The sequence below is a fragment of the Zestomonas insulae genome, assembly GCF_016901015.1.
Taxonomy (GTDB): Bacteria; Pseudomonadota; Gammaproteobacteria; order Pseudomonadales; family Pseudomonadaceae; genus Aquipseudomonas; species Aquipseudomonas insulae.
On the sequence record NZ_JAFEUP010000003.1, the window covers coordinates 332,318 to 358,383 of the forward strand.

Genomic DNA, 26,066 nt, shown 5'->3' on the forward strand with positions numbered 1-26,066 from the left:
CCGTCTTTCCGCTAAGCCACAAGAAGAGATTGTGATGAGCGCTACCGAGAATCTGAGTACGGCCGGGCTTCGCGTGATCCTGGACAAGCAGCGCGCCGCGAGCCTGGCGAGCGACCCCTGGAGCGCCGAGCAGCGCATCGAGCTGATCGGCCGCGCTATCGGCCTGCTGGTGGAACATGAGCAGGCGCTGATCGAGGCGCTGAGCGCCGATTTCGGTCACCGGAGCGCGCTGTTCTCGCGCGGCAGCGAAGTGCTGTCGCCGCTGGCCAGCCTCAAGCAGACCCAGGCCGAACTGGCCCAGTGGATGCAGCCCGAGGCGCGCCACACTGAGGCCGGCGAAGGCTGGGTGGAGTACCAGCCGCTCGGCGTGGTCGGCATCGTCACCGCCTGGAACGTGCCCGGCAACATGGTCTTCAAGGGCCTGGCGGGCGCGCTGGCCGCCGGCAACCGGGTGATGATCAAACCGTCGGAATTCAACCCGCACACCTCGGCGCTGATCGCCAAGCTGATCGCCTCGGTGTACGGCGAGGACGAAGTCGCGGTGGTCACCGGTGGCGCGGATGTCGGCCAGGCGTTCTGCTCGCTGCCATTCGACCACCTGCTGTTCACCGGTGCGACCAGCATCGGTAAACACGTGCTGCGCGCCGCCGCCGAGAACCTGGTGCCGGTCACCCTCGAGCTGGGCGGCAAGTCGCCGACCATCATCTCCCGCTCCGCCGATTTCCAGGCCGCGGCGAGCAAGATCGTGGTCGGCAAGCTGCTCAACGCCGGCCAGCTGTGCGTGGCGCCGGACTACGTGTTCGTCCCCGAGGAATCGGTTGAGGCGTTCATCGCGGTGGCCAAGGCGGTGGTGGCGAAGATGTTCCCGACCCTCAAGGACAACCCCGAGTACACCTCGCTGATCAACAGCCGCCACCATCAGCGACTGCTCGGCTACCTCGACGAAGCGCGCGCCGCCGGTGTCGAGCTGATCGAGCTGAATCCGGCCGGCGAAGACCTCTGCCAGGCGCACCACAAGATCGTGCCGACCCTGCTGCGCAATCCCGGCGATCAGCTGCAGGTGATGCAGGACGAGATCTTCGGCCCGCTGCTGCCGATCAAACCCTACAAGGACTTCGCCGAGGTGCTGGCGTTCATCAACGCGCGGCCGCGGCCGCTTGCCCTGTACTGGTTCGGCAGCGATGCCGCCGAAGAGGCGCTGGTGCTCAAGCGCACCACCTCGGGCGGCGTGACCCTCAACGGCGTGATGAGCCACGCCGCCATCGAGAGCCTGCCGTTCGGCGGCGTCGGCGCCAGCGGCATGGGCAACTACCACGGCATCGATGGCTTCCGCACCTTCAGCCACGCCAAAGCGGTGTTCCGCGCCGGCAAGTAATTGAACCGGGCCCGAGCCTGCTCGGGCCGTTTCGCACCCTAGCGAGAGGCAACCATGAAAGCAGCTGTATTCCACAAAGTCGGCGAACCCCTGGCCATCGAAGAAGTCGGCATCAGCAAGCCGGGTCCGCGCGAAGTGCTGATCCGTACCGTGGCGGTGGGCGTGTGCCACTCCGACCTGCATGTGATCGACGGCTCCTATCCGTACCCGGGCCCGCTGGTGCTCGGCCACGAGGCCGCCGGCATCGTCGAACAGGTCGGTTCGGAAGTGCGCACGGTCAAGCCGGGCGATCACGTAGTCACCTGCCTGACCGTGTTCTGCGGTCACTGCGACCATTGCGTCACCGGCCACCTGGCGCGTTGCGTGTCGCCGGAAACCAAGCGCGGCGCGGATGAAGAATCGCGCCTGACCTACGTGCAGAAGCCGATGCCGCAGTTCGTCAACCTGTCGGCCTTCGCCGAGCAGATGCTGGTCCACGAGAACGCCTGCGTGGCGATCCGTCGCGACATGCCGATGGACCGCGCCGCGCTGCTCGGCTGCGCAGTCACCACCGGCACCGGCGCGGTATTCAACACCGCCAAGGTGCGTCCCGGCGAGACCGTGGCAGTGATCGGTTGCGGCGGCATCGGCCTGGCGGCGATCAATGGCGCGGCGCTGGCCGGGGCCGGACGGATCATCGCCATCGACATGCTCGATTCCAAGCTGGAACTGGCCAAGCAGTTCGGCGCCACCGACGTGGTCAACGCCAAAGACGGCACCGCGGTCAAACAGGTGCTGGAACTGACCAAGGGCGGCGTGCACCACTCGTTCGAGTGCATCGGCCTCAAGCAGACCTGCGAACAGGCCTTCGCCATGCTCGCCCGTGGCGGCACCGCGACGGTGATCGGCATGCTCAAGCCGGGCCTGAAGCTGGAAATCGACCCGATGCAGCTGCTGCACGAGCGTCGCCTGCAGGGCTCGCTGATGGGCTCCAACCGCTTCCCGGTGGACATGCCGCGCTTGGTCGACTTCTACATGCAGGGTCGCCTCAAGCTCGACGACATGATCTCCCAGCGCATCAAGCTGGAGCAGATCAACGACGCCTTCGACGAACTGCGCCGCGGCGAACTGGCCCGCTCGGTGATCCTCTTCGACCAGTGATGGTCGCCGGCCGGCGCGCACCCGCTGCGCGCCGGCACCCCGCATGAATTCGCTCAACCCAGCCGGCGCTATCGCCGGCTCCTAGATCGAGGCTCCAGCCGATGGACATCCAGTTCACTCCCGAAGAGTGCGCGTTCCGTGAGGAAGTGCGCGCCTTCCTGCGCAGCAAGCTGCCGACGGAAATCTCCAGCCGCATCCTGCAGGGCAAACGCCTCAGCAAGGAGCACCAGGTCGCCTGGATGCACATTCTCAATGAGCGCGGCTGGCTGGCTCCCGGCTGGCCGGTCGAGCATGGCGGTCCCGGCTGGACGGCCGTGCAGAAGCACATCTTCGAGGAAGAAAGCTTCGCCGCCGGCGCGCCGCGTGTGGTGGCCTTTGGCGTGAAGATGGTCGCCCCGGTGATCATCAAGTTCGGCACCGAGGCGCAGAAAGCGCGCTTCCTGCCGCGCATCCGCAGCAGCGACGACTGGTGGTGCCAGGGCTATTCCGAGCCGGGCGCCGGTTCCGACCTGGCTTCGCTGAAGACCCGCGCGGTGCGCGACGGTGACCATTACGTGGTCAACGGCCAGAAGATCTGGACCACCTACGCGCACTACGCCGACTGGATGTTCTGCCTGGTACGCACCGATCCCGAGGCCCAGCAGCAGCGTGGCATCAGCTTCCTGCTGATCGACATGAAAACCCCGGGCATCACCGTGCGGCCGATCATCACCCTGGACGGTGAACACGAAGTCAACGAAGTGTTCTTCGACAACGTGCGCGTGCCGGTGGAGAACCTGGTCGGCGAGGAGAACAAGGGCTGGACCTGCGCCAAGTACCTGCTCACCCACGAGCGCACCAGTATCGCCGGCATCGGCCAGACCAAGGCGCTGCTCGCCAAGCTGAAACTGGTCGCCAGCCGTGAATTGCGCGACGGCCAGCCGCTGCTCGACGACCCGCTGTTCCGCGCGCAGATCGCCGATGTGGAAATGCAGCTGATGGCCGCCGAGATGAGCAACCTGCGCACCCTGGCGGCGGCCCGCGATGGTGGCGTGCCGGGCGCGGAAAGCTCGATCCTGAAGATCAAGGGCACCGAGCTGCGCCAGCAGATCACCTACCTGATCAGCAAGGCGGTGGGCCGCTACTCGCTGCCGTTCCTCGAAGAGGAACTGGGCTATGGCCACGAAGAGCTGCTGCACGACGAGTACAGCAGCGCCGCCAGCTACCAGTACCTGGATATGCGCAAGGCCTCGGTCTACGGCGGTTCCAATGAAATCCAGAAGAACATCATCGCCAAGATGATTCTCGAGCTGTAAGGGGCGGATCATGGACTTCAAACTGACAGAAGAGCAGCAGATGCTGCAGGACACCGCGGCGCGCCTGGTGCGTGACGCCTACGGCTTCGAGCAGCGCGAGGCGTTCCTCAAGAGCGAAGCGGGTTTCAGCGCGGAATTCTGGGCGCAGCTCGGCGAGCTGGGGCTGACCTCGGTGCCGTTCGCCGAGGAATTCGGCGGCTTCGGCGGCAGTGGTGTGGACACGATGCTGATCGCCACCGAACTGGGCCGTGGCCTGTGCCTGGAGCCCTACCTGCACTCGGTGATCTTCGCCGGCGGGCTGCTCAACCAGCTGGGCAGCGCTGCGCAGAAAAGCGAACTGTTGCCGCAGGTGGCCAGTGCCCAGCTGCAACTGGCCGTGGCCCTCGACGAGCCGCAGAGCCACTACCAGCTGCACGACGTGCAGACCCGCGCGGCGGCCGTCGATGGTGGCTGGCAGCTGACTGGTCGCAAGGCGGTGGTAGTGGCCGGGCACAGCGCCGATCTGCTGCTGGTCTCGGCGCGCACCAGCGGCGAATCGCGTGACGAGGCGGGCATCAGCCTGTTCCTGGTCGACCCGCGCAGCGCCGGGGTGACCCGTCGCGCGTTGCCGACCGTGGACGGTCGCAAGGCCTGCGAGCTGTACCTCGACAACGCCAGCGCCACGCTGCTCGGCGAAGCGGGTCAGGCGCTGGCCGCGCTGCGCTACCAGCAGGGCCGGGCGATTGCCGCGCAGTGCGCCGAAGCGGTCGGCAGCATGGAAGCGGCGTGCCAGCTGACCCTCGACTACCTGAAGACCCGGCAGCAGTTCGGTCAGGTGATCGGTCGCTTCCAGGCCCTGCAGCACCGCATGGTCGACATGCGCATCGAGCTGGATCAGGCCACTTCGATGGCGATCCTCGCCGCCTGCGTGGCCGACGCGCCGGACAGCGACGAGCGCAGCCGCACCCTTGCGGCGGCCAAGTACATCGTCAGCCGCGCGGCGCGCTTCATCGCCGATCAGGGCATCCAGCTGCACGGTGGCATTGGCCTGACCTGGGAGTACGTGCTGTCGCACCACGCCAAGCACCTGCTGATGGTCGCCCGCCAGTTCGGCGACGACGACCATCACCTGCGCGCCTTCAGCGCGCTGATGCGCAGCGCCTGATCGCGGAAATGCCAAAGCCCGCTTCCGAGCGGGCTTTTTCTTGCCTGCGGCGCCAGGGTTGCATCGTGGGTGAGAAGCGGGTTTAGTCGTCGTCTGATTTTTCAGCCCGGCCGCGCTGGCGGCCCCGACACGGAAGTTCGCCGATGCTGCCTACGCGTCACCTGCTGCTGGTTCCGCTGCTGTTCAGTGCCTGCCCGGCGGTCGCGCTGAACGGGCAGGGCAATGGCTTCGACGAAGCCACGCTGTACACCAGCCTGGGGCCGACGCTGGCCAGCGGCTGGTCGAGCCAGACCCTGTCCGGCAGCGAGCCCGGTGACCTGAATGCCTACCGCGATGCCCGCGACGATGCCGCCGCCTTTATCGCCTCGGCTGGCGCCATTCGTGGTGCCCGGTTGGAGCGTGCACTGCGCGACTACCAGGCCCGCGAGCTGCCGGTGCAGCTTGAGCTGGCCTACGCCATCGTCAGCCTGCGCTAGGCCCAGGCCGAGAGTCAGCGCGGCCAGGCTCAGGTAGCGGCCGCCCTTGGCCAGGGTCACCAGCAGCAGGAAGCGCCACAGCGGCTCGCGCATCACCCCGGCCACCAGGGTCAGCGGATCACCGATAATCGGCAGCCAGCTGAGCAGCAGCGACCAGCTGCCGTAGCGCCGGTAGCGCGCCTGGACCTTGGCCAGTTGTGTGGCATTCAGCGGGAACCAGCGGCGTTCGTGATAATGCTCGAGGTAGCGGCCGAGCAGCCAGTTGACCAGCGAGCCGAGCACGTTGCCCGCCGTGGCCACCGCCAGCAGCGCCCACAGGGCATACCGGCCATCGAGCAGCAGCGCAACCAGCACGGCCTCTGACTGCAGCGGCAGCAGGGTGGCGGCGCCGAAGGCGGCGAAGAACAGCGAGGCGAATGCCAGCACGGGAAAGGCTCGAAGAGGGGCCGGCAATTCTCGGCGAGCGGCCGGCGGCGGACAAGCGCGGCAAAACGCTGGGCGGTATTCGCACGGCTATGTATACCAAGATGGTTGTTTTTGTGGACAATAGCCTGAAAGCCAGCCGAAACCTCGCCGTGATAGTGTCCCTGGCCGCGCCGCCAGCATCTGACCTATAGCCGCGTCGATTTCGCTTCTTTGCCGTTACTTCTGGAACCCGCCATGTACAGAGTTGCCCCGCAGGAACTGCGCCGTGCCTTTCGCACGCTGTTGAAATTCCCCGCCTGCTACCACACCGCCTCGGTGTTCGATCCGATGTCCGCGCGCATCGCCGCCGACCTCGGCTTCGAGGTTGGCATCCTCGGCGGCTCGGTGGCCTCGCTGCAGGTGCTGGCCGCGCCGGACTTCGCGCTGATCACCCTCAGCGAGTTCGCCGAGCAGGCCACGCGCATCGGCCGGGTGGCGCGCCTGCCGGTGATCGCCGACGCCGACCATGGTTACGGCAACGCGCTCAACGTGATGCGCACGGTGGTCGAACTGGAACGAGCCGGCGTGGCGGCGCTGACCATCGAGGACACCCTGCTGCCGGCGCAATTCGGCCGCAAATCCACCGACCTGATTCCGCTCGCCGAAGGCGTCGGCAAGATCCGCGCGGCGCTGGAGGCGCGGGTCGATCCCGAACTGGTGATCATCGCCCGCAGCCATGCCGGCGTGCAGACCACCGAGCAGGTGATCGAGCGCGCGCTGGCCTATCAGGAGGCCGGCGCCGATGGCATCTGCCTGGTTGGCGTGCGTGACTTCGAGCACCTCGAGGAGATCACTGCCGACCTGCACATCCCGCTGATGCTGGTCACCTACGGCAACCCCAAGCTGCGCGACAACCAGCGCCTCGCCGAGCTCGGCGTGCGCATCGTGGTCAACGGCCACGCCGCCTACTTCGCGGCGATCAAGGCCACCTACGACTGCCTGCGCGAGCAGCGCCAGGTCGCCGGGGCCACCGAGCTCTCCGCCTCCGAGCTGGCACACAAGTACACCGAGCCGGAGGACTACCAGGCCTGGGCGCGCGAGTTCATGGACGTGCGCGAGTAGCGATTGGCACATTGCGATTGAATTCGCGCTTACCGGTGCGCTGTAGGAGCGAATTCATTCGCGATCATCGCAGGGTCGGTCCGCAAACTTGTAAAACTACGGATGGGCGCGCATATCTGTTCAAGAACTGAACAGGTGCGGAGGTCGACATGGCCGGTGGCTGGACCAACGACGACAACATCCAGGCGCAGATCGACGACAGCATCGCCGATGCCATCGCCCGCGCGCGCAGCGAGATTCCCCACGGCGAGAGCCTGCACCACTGCGAAGAGTGCGACGCGCCGATTCCCGAGGCGCGCCGCCAGGCGGTGCCCGGGGTGCGCCTGTGCGTGCCCTGCCAGAGCGCCCACGACCAGGAGCAGAAGGCCGTCAGCGGCTACAACCGGCGCGGCAGCAAGGACAGCCAGCTGCGCTGAGCAACTGTCGCCTAGGCGATGGTCTGCAGCGTGACGATCCGGCAGGCTTGGGGCTCTGTCCGCCGACCCCCGGAGTCGCCATGCCCAGCCTGCAGCATCGCCTGGTCGTTCTCGCCCTGCGGCTGATCCGCCGCAAACGTATCTGGACCTCGATCCCCAACCTGCACGCCAGCCTCGCCGAGGTGCGCCGCAGTGGGCCGGAGCGGCCGTCGCCGCAGTTGCAGGACGAATTGCACGTGCAGCACGAATGGCTCGATGGCCAGGAGTTGTACACCCTGGCACCGAGCGAGCCGGTGGCTGGCGCCAAACACCTCTTGTACCTGCACGGCGGCGCCTACGTGCGGCCGATCAGCCGCTACCACTGGGGGCTGCTCGCCGATCTGGTGCGCCGTAGCGGCTGCACGGTCAGCGTGCCGCTCTATCCGCTGGCACCGGAGCACACCTGCACCCAGGCGCTGGCGTTCGTGCGCCAGGCCTGGGCACTCGCCCGCGAGCGGGCCGGAGAACGGCCGCTGCTGCTCGGTGGCGATTCGGCGGGTGGCGGTCTGGCCCTGGCGCTGGCCTTCGACCTGCGCGAGCGCGGCGAGGCGTTGCCCGAGCGGCTGCTGCTGAACTGTCCGTGGGCCGACGTGCGGCTGACCAACCCGGAGTGCGCGGCCATCGAGCCGCGCGACCCGATGCTGGCGATCACCGGCACCCGCGAGGCCGGGCGCCTGTACGCCGGCGAGCGCGCCCTGGACGATCCGGCGGTGAGTCCGCTGACGGGCGAATTCAGCGGCCTGCCGCCGCTGCTGCTGATCGTCGGCACCCGCGACAGTGCCTGCCCGGATGCCCTGCTGATGGCCGACAAGGCGCGCGCTCAAGGGGTGAGCGTCGAGCTGGTACGCGGCGAGGGGCTGGTGCACGTCTGGCCGCTGTTCCCGATCCCCGAGGCCGACGCGGTGCGCGAGCGCCTGGCGGGTCTGCTGCGCTGAGGTAAGTAGGAGCGGCCCATGGCCGCGACAGCGCGCTTTCGCGGCCATGGGCCGCTCCTACAGGCGTGCCGGGCTAGCCGTAGCGCTTCTTCGCTTCGATCGCCAGGCCGCTGCCGATGCTGCCGAACAGGTTGCCTTCCACCGCGCGGGCGTTCGGCAGCATCGCCGCGACGCTCTGGCGCAGCGCCGGCACGCCACTCGAGCCGCCGGTGAAGAACAGCGTGTCGACCTGTTCGGCGCCGATCCCTGCGTCGGCCAGCAATTGCGTGACGCCGGCGCGGATGCGCGTCAGCTGGCTGTCGATGGCTACCTCGAACAGGCCGCGGCTCAGTTCGGCGACCAGCCCCGGCTCGACGCGGGCGAGGTCGATGGCGTGCTGTTCGCTTTCGGTCAGGGCGATCTTGCTGTCTTCCACCTGCATCGCCAGCCAGTGCCCGGCGCGCTGTTCGATCAGGCTGAACAGGCGATCGATGCCGGTGCCGTCGACGATGTCGTAGCGCATGTTCTTCAGCGCCAGCTGGCTCTTCTGCGCGTACACCGCGTTGATGGTGTGCCAGGTGGCGAGGTTGAGGTGGTAGCTGGTCGGCATGAAGGCGTCGCTCTTCATCCGGCTGCCATAGCCGAACAGCGGCATCACGCCCTGCAGGCTGAGTTGCTTGTCGAAGTCGGTGCCGCCGATGTGCACGCCGCCGGTGGCGAGGATGTCGCTCTGCCGCTCGGCCACCTCGCGGCGCTCCGGGGCCAGGCGCACCAGCGAGAAGTCCGAAGTACCGCCGCCGATGTCGACGATCAGCACCAGCTCCTCGCGCTGGATGCCGCGCTCGTAGTCGAACGCCGCGGCGATCGGTTCGAACTGGAACGACACGTCCTTGAAGCCGAGCTTCTTCGCCACTTCGACCAGGGTGTCCTGGGCCACGCGGTCGGCTTCCGGGTCGTCGTCGACGAAGAACACCGGGCGGCCCAGTACCACCTGCTCGAACTCGCGGCCGGCCGCCGCTTCGCCGCGCTGCTTGAGCTGGCCGATGAACAGGCGCAGCAGTTCCTTGAATGGCAGCGCGCTGCCCAGCACGGTGGTCTCGCTTTTCAGCAGGCTGGAGCCCAGCAGGCTCTTCAGCGAGCGCATCAGCCGGCCTTCGTAACCGTCCAGGTATTCGTGCAGCGCCAGGCGGCCGTACACCGGGCGGCGCTCCTCGGAGTTGAAGAACACCACCGACGGCAAAGTCAGCTTGTCGTCCTCCAGGGCGATCAGCGGCTCGACACCGGGACGCCACCAGCCGACGGTGGAGTTGGAGGTGCCGAAGTCGATGCCGAGGGCGTTGGCGGGGAGCTCGAAGTTCATGGCGCGGACCGGTGCAAAAAAACGGCCGCGCAGTTTACGCGAGCTGGCGCGCAGGTGTGAGGTCGTTGGTCCGGCTGGGCGCAATCGCGCCAAGTGGCGTAGCAGCGAGGCGCGCGTCAGTCGGGCGCTGACTGGATGGCGCGGTTGATCTTCGCCATCAGTGCCGCCGGCACATCCTTGCTGCACACGATGTAGCGCTCCAGTCCCGGCGGCATATCGGCGAAGTGCTGCTCGGCGATGCCGTCCAGATTGCTTTCGTGCTGGCGCAGGTAATCCCAGTCGGCCTGGTCGGCGAGCATGTAGTCGACCCGGTGCGCGGCGACCATGCGCATCATCACCAGCGGTTCGACCGTGGCGTGCTTGATCCGGTTGGCGCTGCCGGCAATTAGCGGATCGAGGATCGGGCCGTAGGACACGCCATCGACCAGGCCCAGGGTGATGCTGCGGTCCTGCAGCAAGGCGGCGAAGCTCTTGTGGCGATCGATGGCGGCGAGCGCCTGCTCGCTGACCAGGACGATCTGCGGCGGGTCGGTGTGGAACGCCAGGCTGAACTGGGCGACGCGCTCGCGCTCGGGCAGGCGGTACCAGCCGAACGAGCAATAGCGCGGGGTGCCCTGCGCGAAACTGTGCCAGATGCGCTTGGCCGGCTGCTGCACGAAGCGGGTCTGGATACCCGCCGCGGCGAATACCTGGTGGGCGCGTTCGAGCAGAAAGCCCCGTTCGCTGCCTTGCTCCAGGTAGTGGTAGGGCGCCTTGTTGCGCCAGGCCACGGTGATGCTGTCGTCTGCCAGGGCCGTTCCGGGGCTGAGGTAGAGCAGGCAGAGGAAAGCCAGGCAGGCTCTCATTGAGTGGTTCCGGACTGGTGGTCGGGTGCGGGCAGCTTATCCGACTCCGCGCGACTTGCGCGCGGTAAATCGTGGCGGCCGGCGGCACCTCAGAACAGGAAATACCTCTGCGCCAGCGGTAGCACCTCGGCCGGTTCGCACCACAGCAGCTGGCCGTCGGCCTTGACCTGATAGGTCTGCGGATCGACCTCGACGTCCGGCAGGTAGTCGTTGTGGATCAGGTCGGTCTTCTGCACGTCGCGGCAGCCTTTGACCACCGCGATGCGCTTCTGCAGGCCGAGCTGTGCGGGAATCCCCGCGTCCAGCGCCGCCTGGCTGATGAAGGTCAGGCAGGTGGCGTGGCGGCTGCCAGCGTAGCTGGCGAACATCGGCCGGTAGTGCACCGGTTGCGGGGTGGGGATCGAGGCGTTGGCGTCGCCCATCAGGCTGGCGGCGATGGCGCCGCCCTTCAAAATCAAACTCGGTTTGACCCCGAAGAACGCCGGGCGCCAGAGCACCAGGTCGGCCCACTTGCCGACTTCGATGGAGCCGACCTCGTGGCTGATGCCGTGGGTGATCGCCGGGTTGATGGTGTACTTGGCGATGTAGCGCTTGATGCGGAAGTTGTCGTTGCCCGCGCCGTCGCCGGGCAGGGCGCCGCGCTGGGCTTTCATCTTGTCGGCGGTCTGCCAGGTGCGGGTGATCACTTCGCCGACGCGGCCCATGGCCTGGCTGTCCGAGCTGATCATCGAGAACGCGCCGAGGTCGTGGAGGATGTCCTCGGCGGCGATGGTCTCGCGGCGGATGCGGCTCTCGGCGAAGGCCACGTCCTCGGCGATGCTCGGGTCGAGGTGGTGGCAGACCATCAGCATGTCGAGGTGCTCGTCGATGGTGTTGCGGGTGAACGGCCGGGTCGGGTTGGTCGAGCTGGGCAGCACGTTGGGGAAGCCGCAGGCCTTGATGATGTCCGGCGCGTGGCCGCCGCCGGCGCCCTCGGTGTGGTAGGTGTGGATGGTGCGGCCCTTGAAGGCGGCCAGGGTGGTCTCGACGAAGCCGGACTCGTTGAGGGTGTCGGTGTGGATCGCCACCTGCACGTCGTATTGGTCGGCGACGCTCAGGCAGTTGTCGATGGCCGCCGGGGTGGTGCCCCAGTCCTCGTGCAGCTTGAGGCCGATGGCGCCGGCCTTGACCTGCTCGATCAGCGGCTCGGGCAGCGAGGCGTTGCCCTTGCCGGTCAGGCCGATGTTCATCGGGAAGGCATCGGCGGCCTGCAGCATGCGCGCCAGGTGCCAGGGCCCGGAGGTGCAGGTGGTGGCGTTGGTGCCGGTGGCCGGGCCGGTGCCGCCGCCGATCATGGTGGTGACGCCGCTCATCAGCGCCTCTTCGATCTGCTGCGGGCAGATGAAGTGGATGTGCGTGTCGATGCCGCCGGCAGTGAGAAGCATGCCCTCGCCGGCGATCACTTCGGTGCTGGCGCCGATGGCGATGGTCACGTCGGGCTGGATGTCCGGGTTGCCGGCTTTGCCGATCGCCACGATGCGTCCGCCCTTGAGGCCGACGTCGGCCTTGACGATGCCCCAGTGGTCGATGATCAGCGCGTTGGTGATCAGCGTGTCGACCACCTCGGCGGCGAGCAGCTGGCCCTGGCCCATGCCGTCGCGGATCACCTTGCCGCCGCCAAACTTCACTTCCTCGCCGTAGGTGGTGAAGTCCTGCTCGACTTCGAGCCACAGGTTGGTGTCGGCCAGGCGCACCTTGTCGCCGACGGTGGGGCCGAACATGTCGGCGTAGGCTTGGCGGGAAATCTTCATCGCTTGGGGTCCTTGCGTAGGGTGGACAACGCGAAGCTTGTCCACCGGCGATCTTGTGATAAAAGCGCGGAGTTACAGCTCACCCATCACCCGCCCGGCGAAGCCGTACACCCGGCGCAGGCCGGCCAGATCGACCAGCTCGACCTCGCGGCTCTGCCCCGGCTCGAAGCGCACCGCGGTGCCGGCCGGGATGTTCAGGCGCATGCCACGTGCGGCGGCGCGGTCGAAGCTCAGCGCGTCGTTGGTCTCGAAGAAGTGGAAGTGCGAGCCGACCTGGATCGGCCGGTCGCCGCTGTTGGCCACGCTGAGCGTGACGGTGCGGCGGCCGGCGTTGAGTTCGATCTCGCCGTCCTGAATCTGGTATTCGCCGGGGATCATGTGCGGCTCCTCAGACAATCGGTTGGTGCACGGTCACCAGCTTGGTGCCGTCGGGGAAGGTGGCTTCGATCTGGATCTCCGGGATCATCTCCGGCACGCCCTCCATCACCTGCTCGCGGGACAGCAGGGTGGTGCCGAAGTGCATCAGCTCGGCGACCGTGCGGCCGTCGCGCGCGCCTTCGAGCAGGGCGGCGGAGATCAGCGCCATGGCTTCCGGGTAGTTGAGCTTGAGGCCGCGCGCCAGGCGCCGCTCGGCGACCAGGCCGGCGGTGAAGATCAGCAGCTTGTCTTTTTCGCGGGGGGTCAGGTCCATGGTGCGTCCGTGGTTGGATTCAGGGGCGTAGGAGCGAATTCATTCGCGATTGGCGCTCGCCGCGTGGCTCGATAATCGCGAATGAATTCGCTCCTACAGGGTTAGTCGTTCGGCGTAGCCGGGCTAGGTGCTCCATATGCGTGGCGGCACGGCCTCGCGGCCGAGCAGCGCCGGGCGCAGCAGGCGCCACAGGGCGATCAGCCAGGCGCGCGCGTGCAGCGCTTCGCTGGCCAGGCAGCGTGCAACCAGCAGGCCAGGCAGCTGGGTCAGGTCGCCGCGCACCGATTGTCCAGCGGGGCCGAGCAGCTCGCGGCAGCGTTCCAGCAGGTCGGCGTCGATCTCGCCGGTGACCAGCAGGGTGGCGAACACCGGTTGGCCGGCGAGGCCGATCGGTGAGTCGAGCAGGCCGTCGCCGCCGACCACGCGCTGGCGCTCGTGCCAGAGCAGCTGGCCGTCGCGGCGAATGTCCAGGTGCGCCTGGAAATGCCCACTGGCGAAGCGCTCGCCGGCCGCCGGGCGGCCGAGGGCGACGATGTCCCAGTAGAACAGCCGGGCGTCGCCTTCGAGGTCGATGCGCGTGGTCAGCTCGGCCTGCGCGGCGGAGTAGACGATGGTTTCCTGCGGTAGCCATTCCAGGGTGGCGCCGGCGGCAACGCGCAGCTCGAGGCGCTGGTAGGCCGGGCCGGCGGCGCGGTACCACTTGGCCGCGCCGGGGCTGGTCAGCTGCGCCCAGGCGTCGGTGCCGACGTGCGCGGCAATGCTCAGCCGGTCACCGCCGGCGATGCCGCCAGGCGGGTGGACGATGATGTGCTGGCAGACCTGCGGCCCCTCGGGATAGAGGTGCTTCTGCACCCTAAGCGGGCCGAGGTGGCGACGCTGCACCGGACGGGTGCAACCGTCGCGGCGGGCGTAGCCAAGCTCCAGTTCGGCATGCCAGCTGGGCGTGAACAGGGCGGCGGGGAGGTTCATGGCAGGCGCGCAAATCCGTGCGAAAAGTTGACCACCTGGCCAAGCAAGAGGCGTGCCTCGGGCCAATTCGGTGCGCGGCGGACAGGCCCGTTGCTGGGTTAATGCCCTCGCGGCCATGGGCTGCTCCCACCAGTGAGCGCGATCAGCTGTTGCGCCGGCCAGGCCTGTCGAATTCACAGCTCGCCAATCGTCTATCTCTCAAAGGCCCATGAGTGGCCATCGAGAGAAGGAGTGCTATATGAAATTTCTCTGTCTTGCCTATGGCGACCCGGCGGGTTGGGACTCGCTCAGCGATGCGGAGCAGGCTGAGGTGCTGGCGCAGGACGAGGTCATTCGCTCACGCGGCGCAACCATGGCCGCTGTACGCCCGCAGGTCACGTCGGTGCGCAACTGGGACAAGCAGCTGGAGGTCACTGATCAACCCTTGGTTGCGGGTCTGCCCTTGGCGGGCTTCTCGATCATCGAAGCTGAAGACATTTATGAGGTGGTGAAGCTGGTGGCCAACAGCCCCTGCGCCAGGGCCAGGGGTGTTATCGAGATCCGCCCGTTCTGGGACAACCCGGGCGACGCCTGACAGTGCCTACATGGCCTAGATCGCCACCAGGCCGCGCACGCCCTCGGCTTCCATGTCCGCGCCACGGCCCTGCTGGACGATCTCGCCACGCGCCATCACCAGGTACTGGTCGGCCAGTTCGGCGGCGAAATCGTAGAACTGCTCGACCAGCAGGATCGCCATGTCGCCGCGCTCGGCGAGCTTCCTGATCACCGCGCCGATCTCCTTGATCACCGAGGGCTGGATGCCTTCGGTGGGCTCGTCGAGGATCAGCAGGCGCGGCTGGCAGGCCAGCGCGCGGCCGATCGCCAGCTGTTGCTGCTGGCCGCCGGAGAGGTCGCCGCCGCGTCGCGCCTTCATCTGTTCGAGCACCGGGAACAGCTCGTAGATGAACGCCGGCACGCGCTTGGCCTCGCCGACGCCGAAGCGCGACAAGCCCATCAGCAGGTTCTCCTCGACGGTCAGGCGCGGAAAGATTTCGCGGCCCTGCGGTACGTAGGCGATGCCGGCGCGCACGCGCTGGTGCGGCTTGTAGCCGGTGATCGGCTGGCCTTCCCACGCGACCTGGCCGTCCTTGCTGGGGATCAGGCCCATCAGGCATTTCAGCAGGGTGGTCTTGCCCACCCCGTTGCGGCCGAGCAGGCAGGTGACCTCGCCGATCTTCGCCTCGAACGACAGGCCGCGAAGGATGTGGCTGCCGCCGTAGTACTGGTGGAGTTTGTCGACTTGCAGCATGGGGATGTCCTTGTCTGGTCGGTGGACGAGCCTGCGGCGTTGTCCACCCGATGAATCTCAACGCCAACCTAGGTGCAGCGCGGTGCGTAGCGTCAGCGACCGAGGTACACCTCGATCACTCGCTCGTTGCCCTGCACCTCGTCCAGCGAACCCTCGGCCAGCACGCTGCCCTGGTGCAGCACGGTGACGTGGTCGGCGATGCTGCCGACGAAGCCCATGTCGTGCTCGACCACCATCAGCGAGTGCTGGCCGGCGAGGCGCTTGAACAGCTCGGCGGTGAACTCGGTTTCGGCGTCGGTCATGCCCGCCACCGGCTCGTCGAGCAGCAGCAACTGCGGGTCCTGCATCAGCAGCATGCCGATCTCGAGGAACTGCTTCTGGCCGTGGGAGAGCAGCCCGGCCGGGCGATGCCGCGCGGTCTCCAGGCGGATGGTGGCGAGCACCTCGTCGATGCGCTCGCGCTGCTCGCCGCTGAGTTTGGCGCGCAGGCTGGCCCACACCGACTTGTTGGTCTTCTGCGCCAACTCGAGGTTTTCGAACACGCTGAGCGCCTCGAACACCGTGGGCTTCTGGAACTTGCGGCCGATGCCGGCCTGGGCGATCTCGACCTCGCTCATCTGCGTCAGGTCGAGGGTTTCGCCGAACCAGGCCTGGCCGCTGCCCGGCCGGGTCTTGCCGGTGATCACGTCCATCAGGGTGGTCTTGCCGGCACCGTTGGGGCCGATGATGCAGCGCAGCTCGCCGACGCCGATGTACAGGTTCAGCGCGTTGAGGGCCTTGAAGCCGTCGAAGCTGACGCTGATGTCCTCCAAGGTAAGGATGGTGCCGTGGCGTACGTCGAGGCCGGCTTCCTTGCGGCTGCCGAGGCCCAGCGCGTCGCGACTGGTACCGGCGTCGCGATTCGGGTTGTAGGCCGGTTCGAGCATGAATTCCGGGGTGGCGGTGACTCTCATTCGGCTTTCCCCCGCTTCAACAATCCGATGACGCCTTTGGGCAGGAACAGCGTGACCACGATGAACAGCGCGCCGAGGGCGAACAGCCAGTACTCGGGAAACGCCACGGTGAACCAGCTCTTCATGCCGTTGACCAGCCCGGCGCCGAGCAGCGGACCGATCAGCGTGCCGCGTCCGCCGAGGGCGACCCACACGGCGGCCTCAATGGAGTTGGTCGGCGACATCTCGCTGGGGTTGATGATGCCCACCTGCGGCACGTACAGCGCGCCGGCCAGGCCGCACAGCACGGCGGACAGCACCCAGATGAACAGCTTGTAGCCGCGCGGGTCGTAGCCGCAGAACATCAGGCGGTTCTCCGCATCGCGCAGCGCGGTCAGCACCCGGCCGAACTTGCTGCGCGCCAGGCGCCAGCCAAGCAGCAGGCTGCCGACCAGCAGCGCCACGGTGCAGAGGAACAGCGCGGCGCGGGTGCCCGGTGCGGTGATTTCGAAGCCGAGGATGCTGCGGAAGTTGGTGAAGCCGTTGTTGCCGCCGAAGCCGGTCTCGTTGCGGAAGAACAGCAGCATGCCGGCGAAGGTCAGCGCCTGGGTCATGATCGAGAAGTACACGCCCTTGATTCGCGAGCGGAAGGCGAAGAAGCCGAACACCAGCGCCAGCACGCCGGGAGCGAGAACCACCAGGGCCAGGCACCAGAGAAAGCTCGAGGTGCCGTACCAGTACCAGGGCAACTCGGTCCAGGCGAGGAAGCTCATGAACGCCGGCAGGCCGTCGCCGGCCGACTGGCGCATCAGATACATGCCCATGGCGTAGCCGCCGAGGGCGAAGAACAGCCCGTGGCCGAGCGACAACAGCCCGGCGTAACCCCAGACCAGATCCAGCGCCAGGGCGACGATGGCGTAGCAGAGGATCTTGCCGACCAGGGTCAGGGTGTAGGCCGAGACGTGCAGCGCGCTGTCGGCCGGCAGCAGATGCAGCAGCGGTAGGGCGATCAGCACGGCGAGGACGAGCGCGCCGACCGCCAGGCTCAGCCGTGGGCCGAGCGTGGCGCTGGCGCGAGCCAGCAGCGTTTGATTCAAGGGCATAGTCATCAGTCGATCACCCGTCCTTTCAGTGCAAAAAGACCTTGGGGCCGTTTCTGGATAAACAGGATGATCAGCGCGAGGATGAGGATCTTGCCCAGCACGGCGCCGATCTGCGGTTCGAGAATCTTGTTGGCGATGCCCAGACCGAAGGCCGCCAGCACGCTGCCGGCCAGCTGGCCGACGCCGCCGAGCACCACCACCAGGAACGAGTCGATGATGTAGCTCTGCCCGAGGTCCGGGCCGACGTTGCCGATCTGCGACAGCGCCACGCCGCCGAGCCCGGCGATGCCGGAGCCGAGGCCAAAGGCGAGCATGTCCACACGGCCGGTCGGCACGCCGCAGCACGCGGCCATGTTGCGGTTCTGGGTGACCGCGCGGACGTTGAGGCCGAGGCGGGTCTTGTTCAGCAGCAGCCAGGTCAGCGCCACCACGAACAGGGCGAAACCGATGATCACGATGCGGTTGTAGGGCAGCACCAGATTCGGCAGCACCTGGATGCCGCCGGACAGCCAGCCGGGGTTGGCCACCTCGACGTTCTGCGCGCCGAACAGCACGCGCACCAGCTGGATCAGCATCAGGCTGATGCCCCAGGTGGCCAGCAGGGTTTCCAGCGGCCGGCCGTAGAGGTGGCGGATCACCGTGCGCTCCAGCGCCATGCCGATGCAGGCGGTGACGAAGAACGCCACCGGCAGCGCGGCCAGTGGATACAGCGCGAGGTACTCGGGGGCCAGGCGCTGGAAGGCCAGCTGCACCAGGTAGGTGGCGTAGGCGCCGAGCATCAGCATCTCGCCGTGGGCCATGTTGATCACCCCGAGCAGGCCGAAGGTGATCGCCAGGCCGAGCGCGGCGAGCAGCAGGATCGAGCCGAGGCTCATGCCGCTGAATGCCTGGCCGAGCAGGTCGCCGAGCAGCAGGCGACGCTTGACCTGCGCCAGGCTGGTCTCGGCGGCGGTGCGCACCGTGGCGTCGGCTTCTGCGCCGTCGGCCAGCAGGCTTTCCAGGCGGGTGCGCGCCAGCGGGTCGCCCGTTTCGCCGAGCAGGCGCACGGCATTCAAGCGGATCGTCGGGTCGGGATCGACCAGCTGCAGGTTGGCCAGCGCCAGCGCCAGGGCGTCGCGCACCGCGTCATCGCTTTCCGTGGCGACGCGGCCGTTGAGCAGGGTCAGCTGCGCCGGCTTGGCGGATTTCTGCAGCTGACGGGCGGCGGCCAGGCGCACCAGCGGGTCGTCGGCGAGCAGCTGATGGCTGGCCTGGGTGCTGGCCAGCAGGCCGCGCAGACGGTTGTTCAGGCGCAGCTTCTTCGGCGTGCCGTTCGGCGGCAGGTCAGCGTCGGCGGCGTGGAACTGGCCAGCTTCCTCGATAAACGCGGCCTTGTCGCGGTCGGCGGCCAGGCGGCCTTGTTGCAGGGCGTCGAGCAGCGGCAGGCGCGCTGGATCGGGCGCGGCGGCCCAGCTTTCCAACAGTTTGGCCTGCTGGGCGGGATTAGCGGCGACGAAGTCGCTGGCATCGCCGGCCTGGGTGGTCATCGGCAGGCAGAGCAGTGCCAATGACAGCAGGAAGGGGTAGAGGGCAGTGGGCATTTCGGGGTCCTTTGCTGTGCTTGAAGGCGAGTTCCCTCACCCCCGCCCCTCTCCCGGAGGGAGAGGGGAGAAAGCACGTCGGCGTTGCCGGTTGGCGACGGCGATTCAGCCGGCACCAACCAGTCCCCTCTCCCCGTGGGAGAGGGCTAGGGTGAGGGGCGGGGGCGCTCCTGCCCCCGACCTCTCAAGGCCGTCCGCTTAGTTCGACTTCACCGCGTAATCCGGCTTCTTGTCGTTACCCGGAATGAACGGGCTCCACGGCTGGGCGCGGACCGGCCCTTCGGTCTGCCAGACCACGTTGAACTGCCCGTTCTCTTCGACCTCGCCGATCATCACCGGCTTGTGCAGGTGGTGGTTGGTCTTGTCCATGGTCAGGGTGTAGCCGGACGGCGCGGCGAAGGTCTGCCCGGCGAGCGCTTCGCGGACCTTGTCGACGTCGGTGGTACCCGCCTTCTGCACCGCCTGCGCCCACATGTTGATGCCGACGTAGGTGGCTTCCATCGGGTCGTTGGTCACCGCGGTCTGGTAGTTGGGCAGGTTCTTGGCCTTGGCGTAGGCCTTCCACTGTTCGACGAACTTGCCGTTGACCGGGTTATCCACCGACTCGAAGTAGTTCCAGGCGGCCAGCTGGCCCACCAGCGGCTTGGTGTCGATGCCGCGCAGCTCTTCCTCGCCGACCGAGAAGGCCACCACCGGGATGTCGGTGGCTTCGATGCCCTGGTTGGCCAGTTCCTTGTAGAACGGCACGTTGGAGTCGCCGTTGACCGTGGAGATCACCGCGGTCTTGCCGCCAGCGGAGAACTTCTTGATGTTGGCGACGATGGTTTGGTAGTCGCTGTGGCCGAACGGGGTGTAGACCTCTTCGATGTCCTTGTCGGCGATGCCCTTGCTGTGCAGGAAGTTGCGCAGGATCTTGTTGGTGGTGCGCGGGTAGACATAGTCGGTGCCGAGCAGGAAGTAGCGCTTGGCGGCGCCGCCGTCCTCGCTCATCAGGTACTCGACGGCCGGGATGGCCTGCTGGTTCGGCGCGGCGCCGGTGTAGAAGACGTTCGGCGACATCTCTTCGCCTTCGTACTGCACCGGGTAGAACAGCAGGCCGTTGAGCTCCTCGAACACCGGCAGCACGGATTTGCGCGACACGCTGGTCCAGCAGCCGAACACCACGTCGACCTTGTCCTGGGTCAGCAGCTGGCGGGCCTTCTCGGCGAACAGCGGCCAGTTGGAGGCCGGGTCGACCACCACCGCTTCGAGCTGCTTGCCGTTGACCCCGCCCTTGGCGTTGATCTCGTCGATGGTCATCAGCGCCATGTCTTTCAGCGAGGTCTCGGAAATCGCCATGGTGCCGGACAGCGAATGCAGGATGCCGACCTTGATGGTCTCGGCGGCCTGGATGGTCCACGACATGCCCATGGCGGCGATGGATGCGGAAAGGGTGAAAGCCTTGATCAGGCTGCGACGTTGCATAGTGCGATCTCCATTCACAAACGTGTTTAAAAGGACAGCGTCGGCGGTGCATCGAGGTTTGTTCTTGTCACCCGCATGGAGTGATCCGTTCTACTGCGGCCTCGCAAGGGCATTCAGCAATAGGCGTGCCGGCCGCTCGGCGGGCGCACTAGCACGGGCGTTTGCGGCGGGGCTGGGGCTGGCGTCGGGAAGCTGTGGCGCACCAGGCTGGTGCGCGTTCGGAGGTGGCGGCGGGCGGGTGCGCCGCGCTGGCGCTCTGCTGGAGAGCAGGGGGGAGCGGCTAGGGCGGGCGCCTTAGCCGAGGTAGTTCTTCACCCCGGTGAAGATGATCTGCGCGGCCAGGGCGCAGACGAACAGGCCCATCAGGCGGCTGACGATTTGCAGGCCCTGGTCGCCGAGCAGGCGCTCGAACAGGTCGGACAGGTAGAGCACGAAGCCCACCGTGGCGCTGGCCAGGGCGATGGCCAGCACGGCGATCAGCTTCTCGTCCCAGTCCACCTTGCCGACGCCCATCACCAGCAGGGCGCCGATGGTGCCGGGGCCGACGGTCAGCGGAATGGTCAGCGGCACGATGGTCACGTCCTGCTGCACATTGTCGCTCTGCACCACCGGCTTGCCCTGGGCCATGCTCAGCGCCGAGATGAACAGCACGCTGCCGGCACCGATGCGGAAGGCGTCAACGGTGATGCCGAAGATCACGAAGATGCTGCGGCCGAACAGGTACAGCAGCACGCTGGCGATGACCACGCCGAGCGCCACCTTCCAGGCCAGCTTCTTGCGCTCCTTGACCGTGTAGCCGCGGGTCAGCGCGATGAAGCAGGACAACACGAAGAACGGGCTGTAGAGCACCAGCATCTTCAGGTACAGGCTGAACAGCTCGGAATGCATGCGGCAGGACTCACTGGGGGGAAACTGGAGCTTAGTGTAGGAGCGCCGGGGGCGGCGCCGCCCGGTTCAGGACAGCGCGTCGCTCTGCTCGCGACGGCGTGCCTCGCGTTCGCTGACCCAGAATTCGATCAGCTCGCGCAGCTGCGACATCTCCACCGGCTTGGCCATGTGGCCGTCCATCCCGGCCTGGCGCGCGCGCTCCTTGTGCTCGCTGAGGATGTGCGCGGTGAGCGCCACCACCGGGGTGCGCTGGCGCTGCTCGGCGGCTTCCCAGTCGCGCAGCTGTTCGGTGGCGGAGAAGCCGTCGAGCACCGGCATCTCGCAGTCCATCAGCACCAGGTCGTAGGGCGTGCTCTTCATCGCCTGCAGCGCTTCGGCGCCGTTGCTGGCGGTGTCCGGGGCCAGGTTGAGCTTGCCGAGCATGCCGCGGATCACCTTGGTGGAGATGCTGTTGTCCTCGGCGACCAGGATGCGGAAGTCCTGCGGCACGCTCAGCGCGGTGCCACGCGGCAGCACTGGACGCGGCTGCGCGCCGCCCTGCTTGTGCTGGCCGAGTTCGTCGGCGAGGGTGGCCTTCAGTGTGTAGCCGGCCACCGGCTTGGCGAGGATGCGCTTGATCCCGGCGTTGCGCGCGATGACCTTGCTCGGCGCGTTGCTGATGCCGGTGAGCATGATGATCAGGATGTCGTGGTTGAGGCTCGGGTCTTCCTTGATTCGCGCGGCCAGCTGCATGCCGGTCATGCCCGGCATGTCCTGGTCGAGCAGCACCGCGTCGAAGTACTCGCCGATGTGCGCCTTGGTGCGCAGCAGCGCCAGCGCCTCCTTGCCGGACGGTACCGCGCTGGCCTGCACGCCCCAGGCGCTGCACTGCTGGAGCAGCACTTTGCGGCAGGTGTCGTTGTCGTCGACCACCAGCAGACGGGTGCCCTGCAGCGGGCCGTCGAGGTCGGTGGTCGGCGTCTCCAGGCGTTCGGCATCCAGCGGCAGGGTCAGCCACAGCGTGCTGCCCTGGCTGCTGCCGCTCTGCACGCCAAACTCGCCGTGCATCAGGCGAATCAGCTGGCGGGCGATGATCAGGCCGAGGCGTCCACCGAGCTTGGTGGCGGCGAGGAAGTCGCGGCTGTGCAGTTCGGCGTTGAGCAGCGCGTCGCGGTCGGCGCCTTCCAGCGGGCGGCCGCTGTCTTGCACGGCGAAGCGCAGGCGCGGGCCGTTGGCGCTGTGCTCGAGGGCCACGACGAGGAGGATTTCGCCCTCGTCGGTTTGCTTGAAGGCGTTGTCCAGCAGGCTGAGCAGCACCTGGCGCAGGCGCGTCGGATCGCCGGCGATCACCCGCGGCACCTGCGGCTGGGTGAAGCTGACCAGCTCGACGCGCTGCTGCTCGGCCTTGGCGCGGAAGATGTCGAGACAGTCGTCGATCAGTGCGTTGAGGTCGAACTGCACGTCGTCCAGTTCGATCTGCCCGGTTTCCAGCTTGGAGATGTCGAGAATCTCGTTGATCAGGGTGAGCAGTTCGTTGCCCGAGCTGTGGATGGTCTGCACGTAGTCACGTTGCTTGGCCGACAACGGCGTGCCGAGCAGCAGCTCGGTCATGCCCAGCACGCCATTCATCGGCGTGCGGATTTCGTGGCTGATCTTTGCCAGGAACTCGCCCTTGGCCTTCAGCTCGGCGGAGCTGGCGGCCAGCGCCTGACGGCTGCTGAAGCGCTCGTCGGCGATGCTGCGCTGGCGTTCGCTGAGCGCCATGCTGAGCAGGAAGCCGCTCAGCGTGCACATCGCCAGCAGGCCGAACGCCAGCCAGTCGGACGGCACCGCCCAGTAGCCGAACAGCGCCGGCAGCGCGCCGATGAAGGTCAGGCCGAACAGCAGGGTGGCCAGGCTGAACAGGCGCGCCGGGCGGTAGCCGTGCTGCCAGTGGAACAGCGAGACGACGAAGATGCTGAGCAGGGTGACCAGGGTGATCAGGTAAACCACCTGGTTGAAGTGCAGCTCGCTGACCACCAGCAGCAGGACGCAGGCGACCGCGATCAGCAGGCCTTCGCCGAGCAGCAGGTGGCGCACCGTGGTGGTCGGGCAGGCCTTGTCGAAGAAGCGCACGGTGAAGCCCAGCGCGCAAATCATCGCCAGCAGCATGGCCAGGTTGCCGAGCTGTGCCTGCAGGCCCGGCCAGGCGCTGAGCCAGGGCGCGGCGATGCCGAACTGGCCGAGCGCGGTGACCAGCAGGCCGACATGGATGCCGGCCAGCCACAGGCTGGTCGCGCTGCGGGTGTAGAGGCAGCGCACCAGGCTGTAGGCAATCAAGAGACCGAGGCAGCCGAGCACCGCACCGAATAGCAGCAGGCGGGTGTCATCGCTGAGCAGCAGGGCGGTGCGCTGGATGTCGATGCTCGGTCGCAGGGCATGCTCGGAGGACAGGCGCAGGTAAAGGTCGAGCGGCTCCTGCACGGTCGGCAGCGGCACGAGAAAATCGCGGCTCGGCAGCGGCCGGGCGGCGAGCGGCTGGTTGGCGCCGGTCTGGGTATGGGCGAGCAGGGTGGCGCCGCGCAGTACGTACAGGTCGAGCTGGCTCAGGTAGGGCGCGAACAGGCGCAGCAGCTGCTCCTGACCTTGGGCCTGGGCCGGCAGCTGATAGTGCAACCACAGCGCCGGACCGCCGCCGGGCACCTGCAGCTGGTCGCTGTCGGTGGGATTGAACTGGTTGGCGTAACGCGGCGCGCGCAGCTCGTCGAGCGTCAGGCGGCCGGTGGGGTCGAGCAGTGTCGACCACTGCGCGGGCGTGGCGGCCTGGGCAACGACGGGACCTCCTGCCAGTGCGAACAGGCAGACGAGAAGTCCAATGGCGATCCTGAGCCCGTGCACGGCGAAATCCCTTCGATTCGTAGGAGTGTGGCTCGATTATAGCCACGCCGCCTTGCCGAGGACCATGACCGGCGCGGCCAGCCCTCATGACGGACGCCGCGTGGGCGAAGGTTGCTGCAGCCCACGGTTGGCGTGACTTTGCGGATTTCAAGGGGCATTAGACTAATGTCTAGTGCTGACTGCGATTCCGCCGTCTAGCCTTGCTCTGCAGAACAAACACAAGAAAGACGTCCGGGTACAGGGCGATCCACGCTCTTGCCGACAGGCCGTCGTGGAGGCACCCAATGAGCGTAGCAACGATTGACGCCGGGCACGCACCGGCGGGACCCATGACTGGCGAGGAGCGCAAGGTCATCTTCGCCTCCTCGCTGGGTACGGTTTTCGAGTGGTACGACTTCTACCTGTACGGTTCGTTGTCGGCGATCATCGCCGCGCAGTTCTTCTCCGGGGTGAACCCCACGGCGGCGTTCATTTTCGCCCTCATGGCGTTCGCCGCCGGCTTCGCAGTGCGGCCGTTCGGCGCGATCATCTTCGGCCGTCTGGGTGACTTGGTCGGGCGCAAGTACACCTTCCTGATCACCATCATGATCATGGGTCTGTCGACCTTCATCGTCGGCATCCTGCCGTCCTATGCGTCATGGGGTATCGCCGCACCGATCATCCTCATCGTGCTGCGACTGTTCCAGGGCCTGGCGCTCGGCGGTGAGTACGGCGGTGCAGCGACCTACGTCGCCGAGCACGCACCGCACGGCCGGCGTGGTTTCTACACGGCGTGGATCCAGACCACCGCGACGCTTGGTCTGTTCCTCTCGCTGCTGGTGATCCTCGGCACCCGCACCTGGCTCGGCGAGGAACAGTTCGCCGCCTGGGGCTGGCGGATTCCGTTCCTGCTGTCGATCATCCTGCTGGGCATCTCGGTGTGGATTCGCCTGACCCTCAACGAGAGCCCGGCGTTCAAGAAGATGAAGGAGGAGGGCAAGACCTCCAAGGCGCCGCTGACCGAGGCCTTCGGTCGCTGGGAAAACGCCAAGGTGGCGCTGATCGCGCTGTTCGGCGGCACCGCCGGCCAGGCGGTGGTGTGGTACACCGGGCAGTTCTACGCGCTGTTCTTCCTGACCCAGACCCTGAAAGTGGATGGGGCGACGGCGAACATCCTGATTGCCCTGTCACTGCTGATCGGCACGCCGTTCTTCATCGTGTTCGGCTGGCTGTCCGACAAGATCGGCCGCAAGCCGATCATCCTCGGCGGCTGCCTGATCGCGGCGCTGACCTACTTCCCGCTGTTCGGCCTGATCACCCACTACGCCAACCCCGCGCTGGAACAGGCGCAGGTCTCTGCACCGGTGACCGTGGTGGCGAACCCGGACGAGTGCTCGTTCCAGTTCAACCCGGTCGGCACCTCGAAGTTCGTCACCTCCTGCGACATCGCCAAGGGCTTCCTGGCACGCAACTCGGTGAACTACGCCAACGAGGCGGCCCCGGCCGGCACCGTGGCGAGCATCAAGATCGGCAACCAGACCCTCGAGTCGTTCTCCGGGGCTGGCATGCCGGCTGATCAGTTCAAGGCGCAGTCCGACGCCTTCAACGCCAAGATGACCGAGGCGATCCGCGGCCACGGTTATCCCGCCAAGGCCGACCCGGCGCAGATCAACACGCCGATGGTGGTGCTGCTGCTCACCGTGCTGGTGTTGTTCGTGACCATGGTCTACGGGCCGATCGCCGCGCTGCTGGTCGAGCTGTTCCCGACGCGTATCCGCTACACGGCGATGTCGTTGCCCTACCACATCGGCAACGGCTGGTTCGGCGGCTTCCTGCCGACCACTGCCTTCGCCATGGTCGCCGCCACCGGCGATATCTACTACGGGCTGTGGTATCCGATCGTGGTGGCGGTGATGACCTTCATCATCGGCCTGTTCCTGATGCCGGAAACCAAGGACCGCGACTTGCGCAATTGGCACTAAAGCGCGCCGCAAC

The 26,066-nt window shown here is 67.1% G+C and carries 23 protein-coding genes and 1 pseudogene; 10 read left to right on the forward strand and 14 right to left on the reverse strand.

Going from position 1 to position 26,066, the window contains the following annotated elements; genetic code table 11:
- Positions 1-28 precede the first annotated feature (28 nt).
- From JQX08_RS11355 to JQX08_RS11375, 5 genes are all read left to right on the forward strand, one after another.
- Positions 29-1,375, forward strand: coding sequence for a coniferyl aldehyde dehydrogenase (locus tag JQX08_RS11355; RefSeq protein ID WP_488169043.1), 1,347 nt, complete (start codon positions 29-31; stop codon positions 1,373-1,375).
- 54 nt (positions 1,376-1,429) lie between these two features.
- Entirely contained in the window at positions 1,430-2,515 is a 1,086-nt protein-coding gene (locus JQX08_RS11360; RefSeq protein ID WP_205348492.1) for a Zn-dependent alcohol dehydrogenase, read from the forward strand.
- A 101-nt stretch (positions 2,516-2,616) separates the two neighbouring features.
- Positions 2,617-3,810 carry an acyl-CoA dehydrogenase family protein gene (locus JQX08_RS11365; RefSeq protein ID WP_205348493.1) on the forward strand — a complete coding sequence of 398 codons (1,194 nt, stop codon included), beginning with the start codon at positions 2,617-2,619 and terminating at the stop codon, positions 3,808-3,810.
- A 10-nt stretch (positions 3,811-3,820) separates the two neighbouring features.
- Positions 3,821-4,954: an acyl-CoA dehydrogenase family protein gene (locus JQX08_RS11370; protein ID WP_205348494.1), complete on the forward strand. Its 1,134-nt coding sequence runs from the start codon at positions 3,821-3,823 to the stop codon at positions 4,952-4,954.
- Between the two features lie 143 nt (positions 4,955-5,097).
- Positions 5,098-5,430 (forward strand): DUF2388 domain-containing protein, encoded by a 333-nt coding sequence (locus JQX08_RS11375; RefSeq protein WP_205348923.1) that lies wholly within the window; start codon positions 5,098-5,100, stop codon positions 5,428-5,430.
- Between the two features lie 6 nt (positions 5,431-5,436).
- Here JQX08_RS11375 and JQX08_RS11380 read toward each other — a convergent pair.
- Positions 5,437-5,856, reverse strand: a pseudogene (locus tag JQX08_RS11380) (YqaA family protein); the annotation flags it as partial.
- A gap of 234 nt (positions 5,857-6,090) precedes the next feature.
- On the opposite strand from JQX08_RS11380, the gene JQX08_RS11385 reads away from it, so the two are divergent.
- The 3 genes from JQX08_RS11385 (at position 6,091) to JQX08_RS11395 (ending at position 8,347) form a co-directional block, all read left to right on the forward strand.
- Entirely contained in the window at positions 6,091-6,957 is an 867-nt protein-coding gene (locus JQX08_RS11385) for an isocitrate lyase/PEP mutase family protein (protein WP_205348495.1), read from the forward strand.
- Positions 6,958-7,106: 149 nt separating this feature from the next.
- Positions 7,107-7,373 (forward strand): DksA/TraR family C4-type zinc finger protein, encoded by a 267-nt coding sequence (locus JQX08_RS11390; RefSeq protein WP_205348496.1) that lies wholly within the window; start codon positions 7,107-7,109, stop codon positions 7,371-7,373.
- A gap of 80 nt (positions 7,374-7,453) precedes the next feature.
- Positions 7,454-8,347: an alpha/beta hydrolase gene (locus JQX08_RS11395; RefSeq protein WP_205348497.1), complete on the forward strand. Its 894-nt coding sequence runs from the start codon at positions 7,454-7,456 to the stop codon at positions 8,345-8,347.
- A gap of 73 nt (positions 8,348-8,420) precedes the next feature.
- Here JQX08_RS11395 and JQX08_RS11400 read toward each other — a convergent pair whose 3' ends face one another.
- The 6 genes from JQX08_RS11400 to JQX08_RS11425 all read right to left on the reverse strand — a co-directional run bounded on the left by JQX08_RS11400 (position 8,421) and on the right by JQX08_RS11425 (position 13,981).
- Positions 8,421-9,686, reverse strand: coding sequence for an Hsp70 family protein (locus JQX08_RS11400; RefSeq protein WP_205348498.1), 1,266 nt, complete (start codon positions 9,684-9,686; stop codon positions 8,421-8,423).
- Positions 9,687-9,802: 116 nt separating this feature from the next.
- On the reverse strand, positions 9,803-10,531 hold the full coding sequence (locus tag JQX08_RS11405) for a substrate-binding periplasmic protein (RefSeq protein ID WP_205348499.1): 729 nt from the start codon (positions 10,529-10,531) through the stop codon (positions 9,803-9,805).
- Between the two features lie 89 nt (positions 10,532-10,620).
- A complete protein-coding gene (gene ureC / locus JQX08_RS11410) occupies positions 10,621-12,321 on the reverse strand; it encodes an urease subunit alpha (protein WP_205348500.1) in 1,701 nt (566 codons plus the stop codon).
- A 72-nt stretch (positions 12,322-12,393) separates the two neighbouring features.
- The gene (locus tag JQX08_RS11415) at positions 12,394-12,699 is read right to left on the reverse strand and encodes an urease subunit beta (protein ID WP_205348501.1); all 306 of its coding nucleotides are present in this window, start codon (positions 12,697-12,699) and stop codon (positions 12,394-12,396) included.
- A gap of 10 nt (positions 12,700-12,709) precedes the next feature.
- The gene (locus JQX08_RS11420) at positions 12,710-13,012 is read right to left on the reverse strand and encodes an urease subunit gamma (RefSeq protein WP_205348502.1); all 303 of its coding nucleotides are present in this window, start codon (positions 13,010-13,012) and stop codon (positions 12,710-12,712) included.
- A 123-nt stretch (positions 13,013-13,135) separates the two neighbouring features.
- Positions 13,136-13,981, reverse strand: coding sequence for an urease accessory protein UreD (locus tag JQX08_RS11425; protein ID WP_205348503.1), 846 nt, complete (start codon positions 13,979-13,981; stop codon positions 13,136-13,138).
- Between the two features lie 238 nt (positions 13,982-14,219).
- Here JQX08_RS11425 and JQX08_RS11430 point away from each other — a divergent pair, with 238 nt between their 5' ends.
- Positions 14,220-14,555 (forward strand): YciI family protein, encoded by a 336-nt coding sequence (locus tag JQX08_RS11430; RefSeq protein ID WP_205348504.1) that lies wholly within the window; start codon positions 14,220-14,222, stop codon positions 14,553-14,555.
- A gap of 15 nt (positions 14,556-14,570) precedes the next feature.
- Here the strand turns inward: JQX08_RS11430 and urtE are convergent, their stop codons facing one another.
- The 7 genes from urtE to JQX08_RS11465 form a co-directional block, all read right to left on the reverse strand.
- The gene (gene urtE, locus JQX08_RS11435; protein WP_205348505.1) at positions 14,571-15,269 is read right to left on the reverse strand and encodes an urea ABC transporter ATP-binding subunit UrtE; all 699 of its coding nucleotides are present in this window, start codon (positions 15,267-15,269) and stop codon (positions 14,571-14,573) included.
- A gap of 92 nt (positions 15,270-15,361) precedes the next feature.
- Complete coding sequence (gene urtD / locus JQX08_RS11440) at positions 15,362-16,222, reverse strand: urea ABC transporter ATP-binding protein UrtD (protein ID WP_205348506.1); 861 nt, start codon at positions 16,220-16,222, stop codon at positions 15,362-15,364.
- A complete protein-coding gene (gene urtC / locus JQX08_RS11445) occupies positions 16,219-17,310 on the reverse strand; it encodes an urea ABC transporter permease subunit UrtC (protein ID WP_430472521.1) in 1,092 nt (363 codons plus the stop codon). The genes urtD and urtC overlap by 4 nt, the downstream gene beginning before the upstream one ends.
- The gene (urtB, locus tag JQX08_RS11450; protein WP_205348507.1) at positions 17,310-18,884 is read right to left on the reverse strand and encodes an urea ABC transporter permease subunit UrtB; all 1,575 of its coding nucleotides are present in this window, start codon (positions 18,882-18,884) and stop codon (positions 17,310-17,312) included. Before urtB ends, urtC begins: the two co-directional genes overlap by 1 nt.
- A 198-nt stretch (positions 18,885-19,082) precedes the next feature.
- Entirely contained in the window at positions 19,083-20,348 is a 1,266-nt protein-coding gene (urtA, locus tag JQX08_RS11455; protein ID WP_205348508.1) for an urea ABC transporter substrate-binding protein, read from the reverse strand.
- Positions 20,349-20,642: 294 nt separating this feature from the next.
- Positions 20,643-21,236, reverse strand: coding sequence for a MarC family protein (locus JQX08_RS11460; protein WP_205348509.1), 594 nt, complete (start codon positions 21,234-21,236; stop codon positions 20,643-20,645).
- A gap of 66 nt (positions 21,237-21,302) precedes the next feature.
- The gene (locus JQX08_RS11465) at positions 21,303-24,092 is read right to left on the reverse strand and encodes a response regulator (RefSeq protein ID WP_205348510.1); all 2,790 of its coding nucleotides are present in this window, start codon (positions 24,090-24,092) and stop codon (positions 21,303-21,305) included.
- 284 nt (positions 24,093-24,376) lie between these two features.
- Here JQX08_RS11465 and JQX08_RS11470 point away from each other — a divergent pair, with 284 nt between their 5' ends.
- The gene (locus JQX08_RS11470) at positions 24,377-26,053 is read left to right on the forward strand and encodes an MFS transporter (RefSeq protein WP_239482132.1); all 1,677 of its coding nucleotides are present in this window, start codon (positions 24,377-24,379) and stop codon (positions 26,051-26,053) included.
- Positions 26,054-26,066 lie beyond the last annotated feature (13 nt).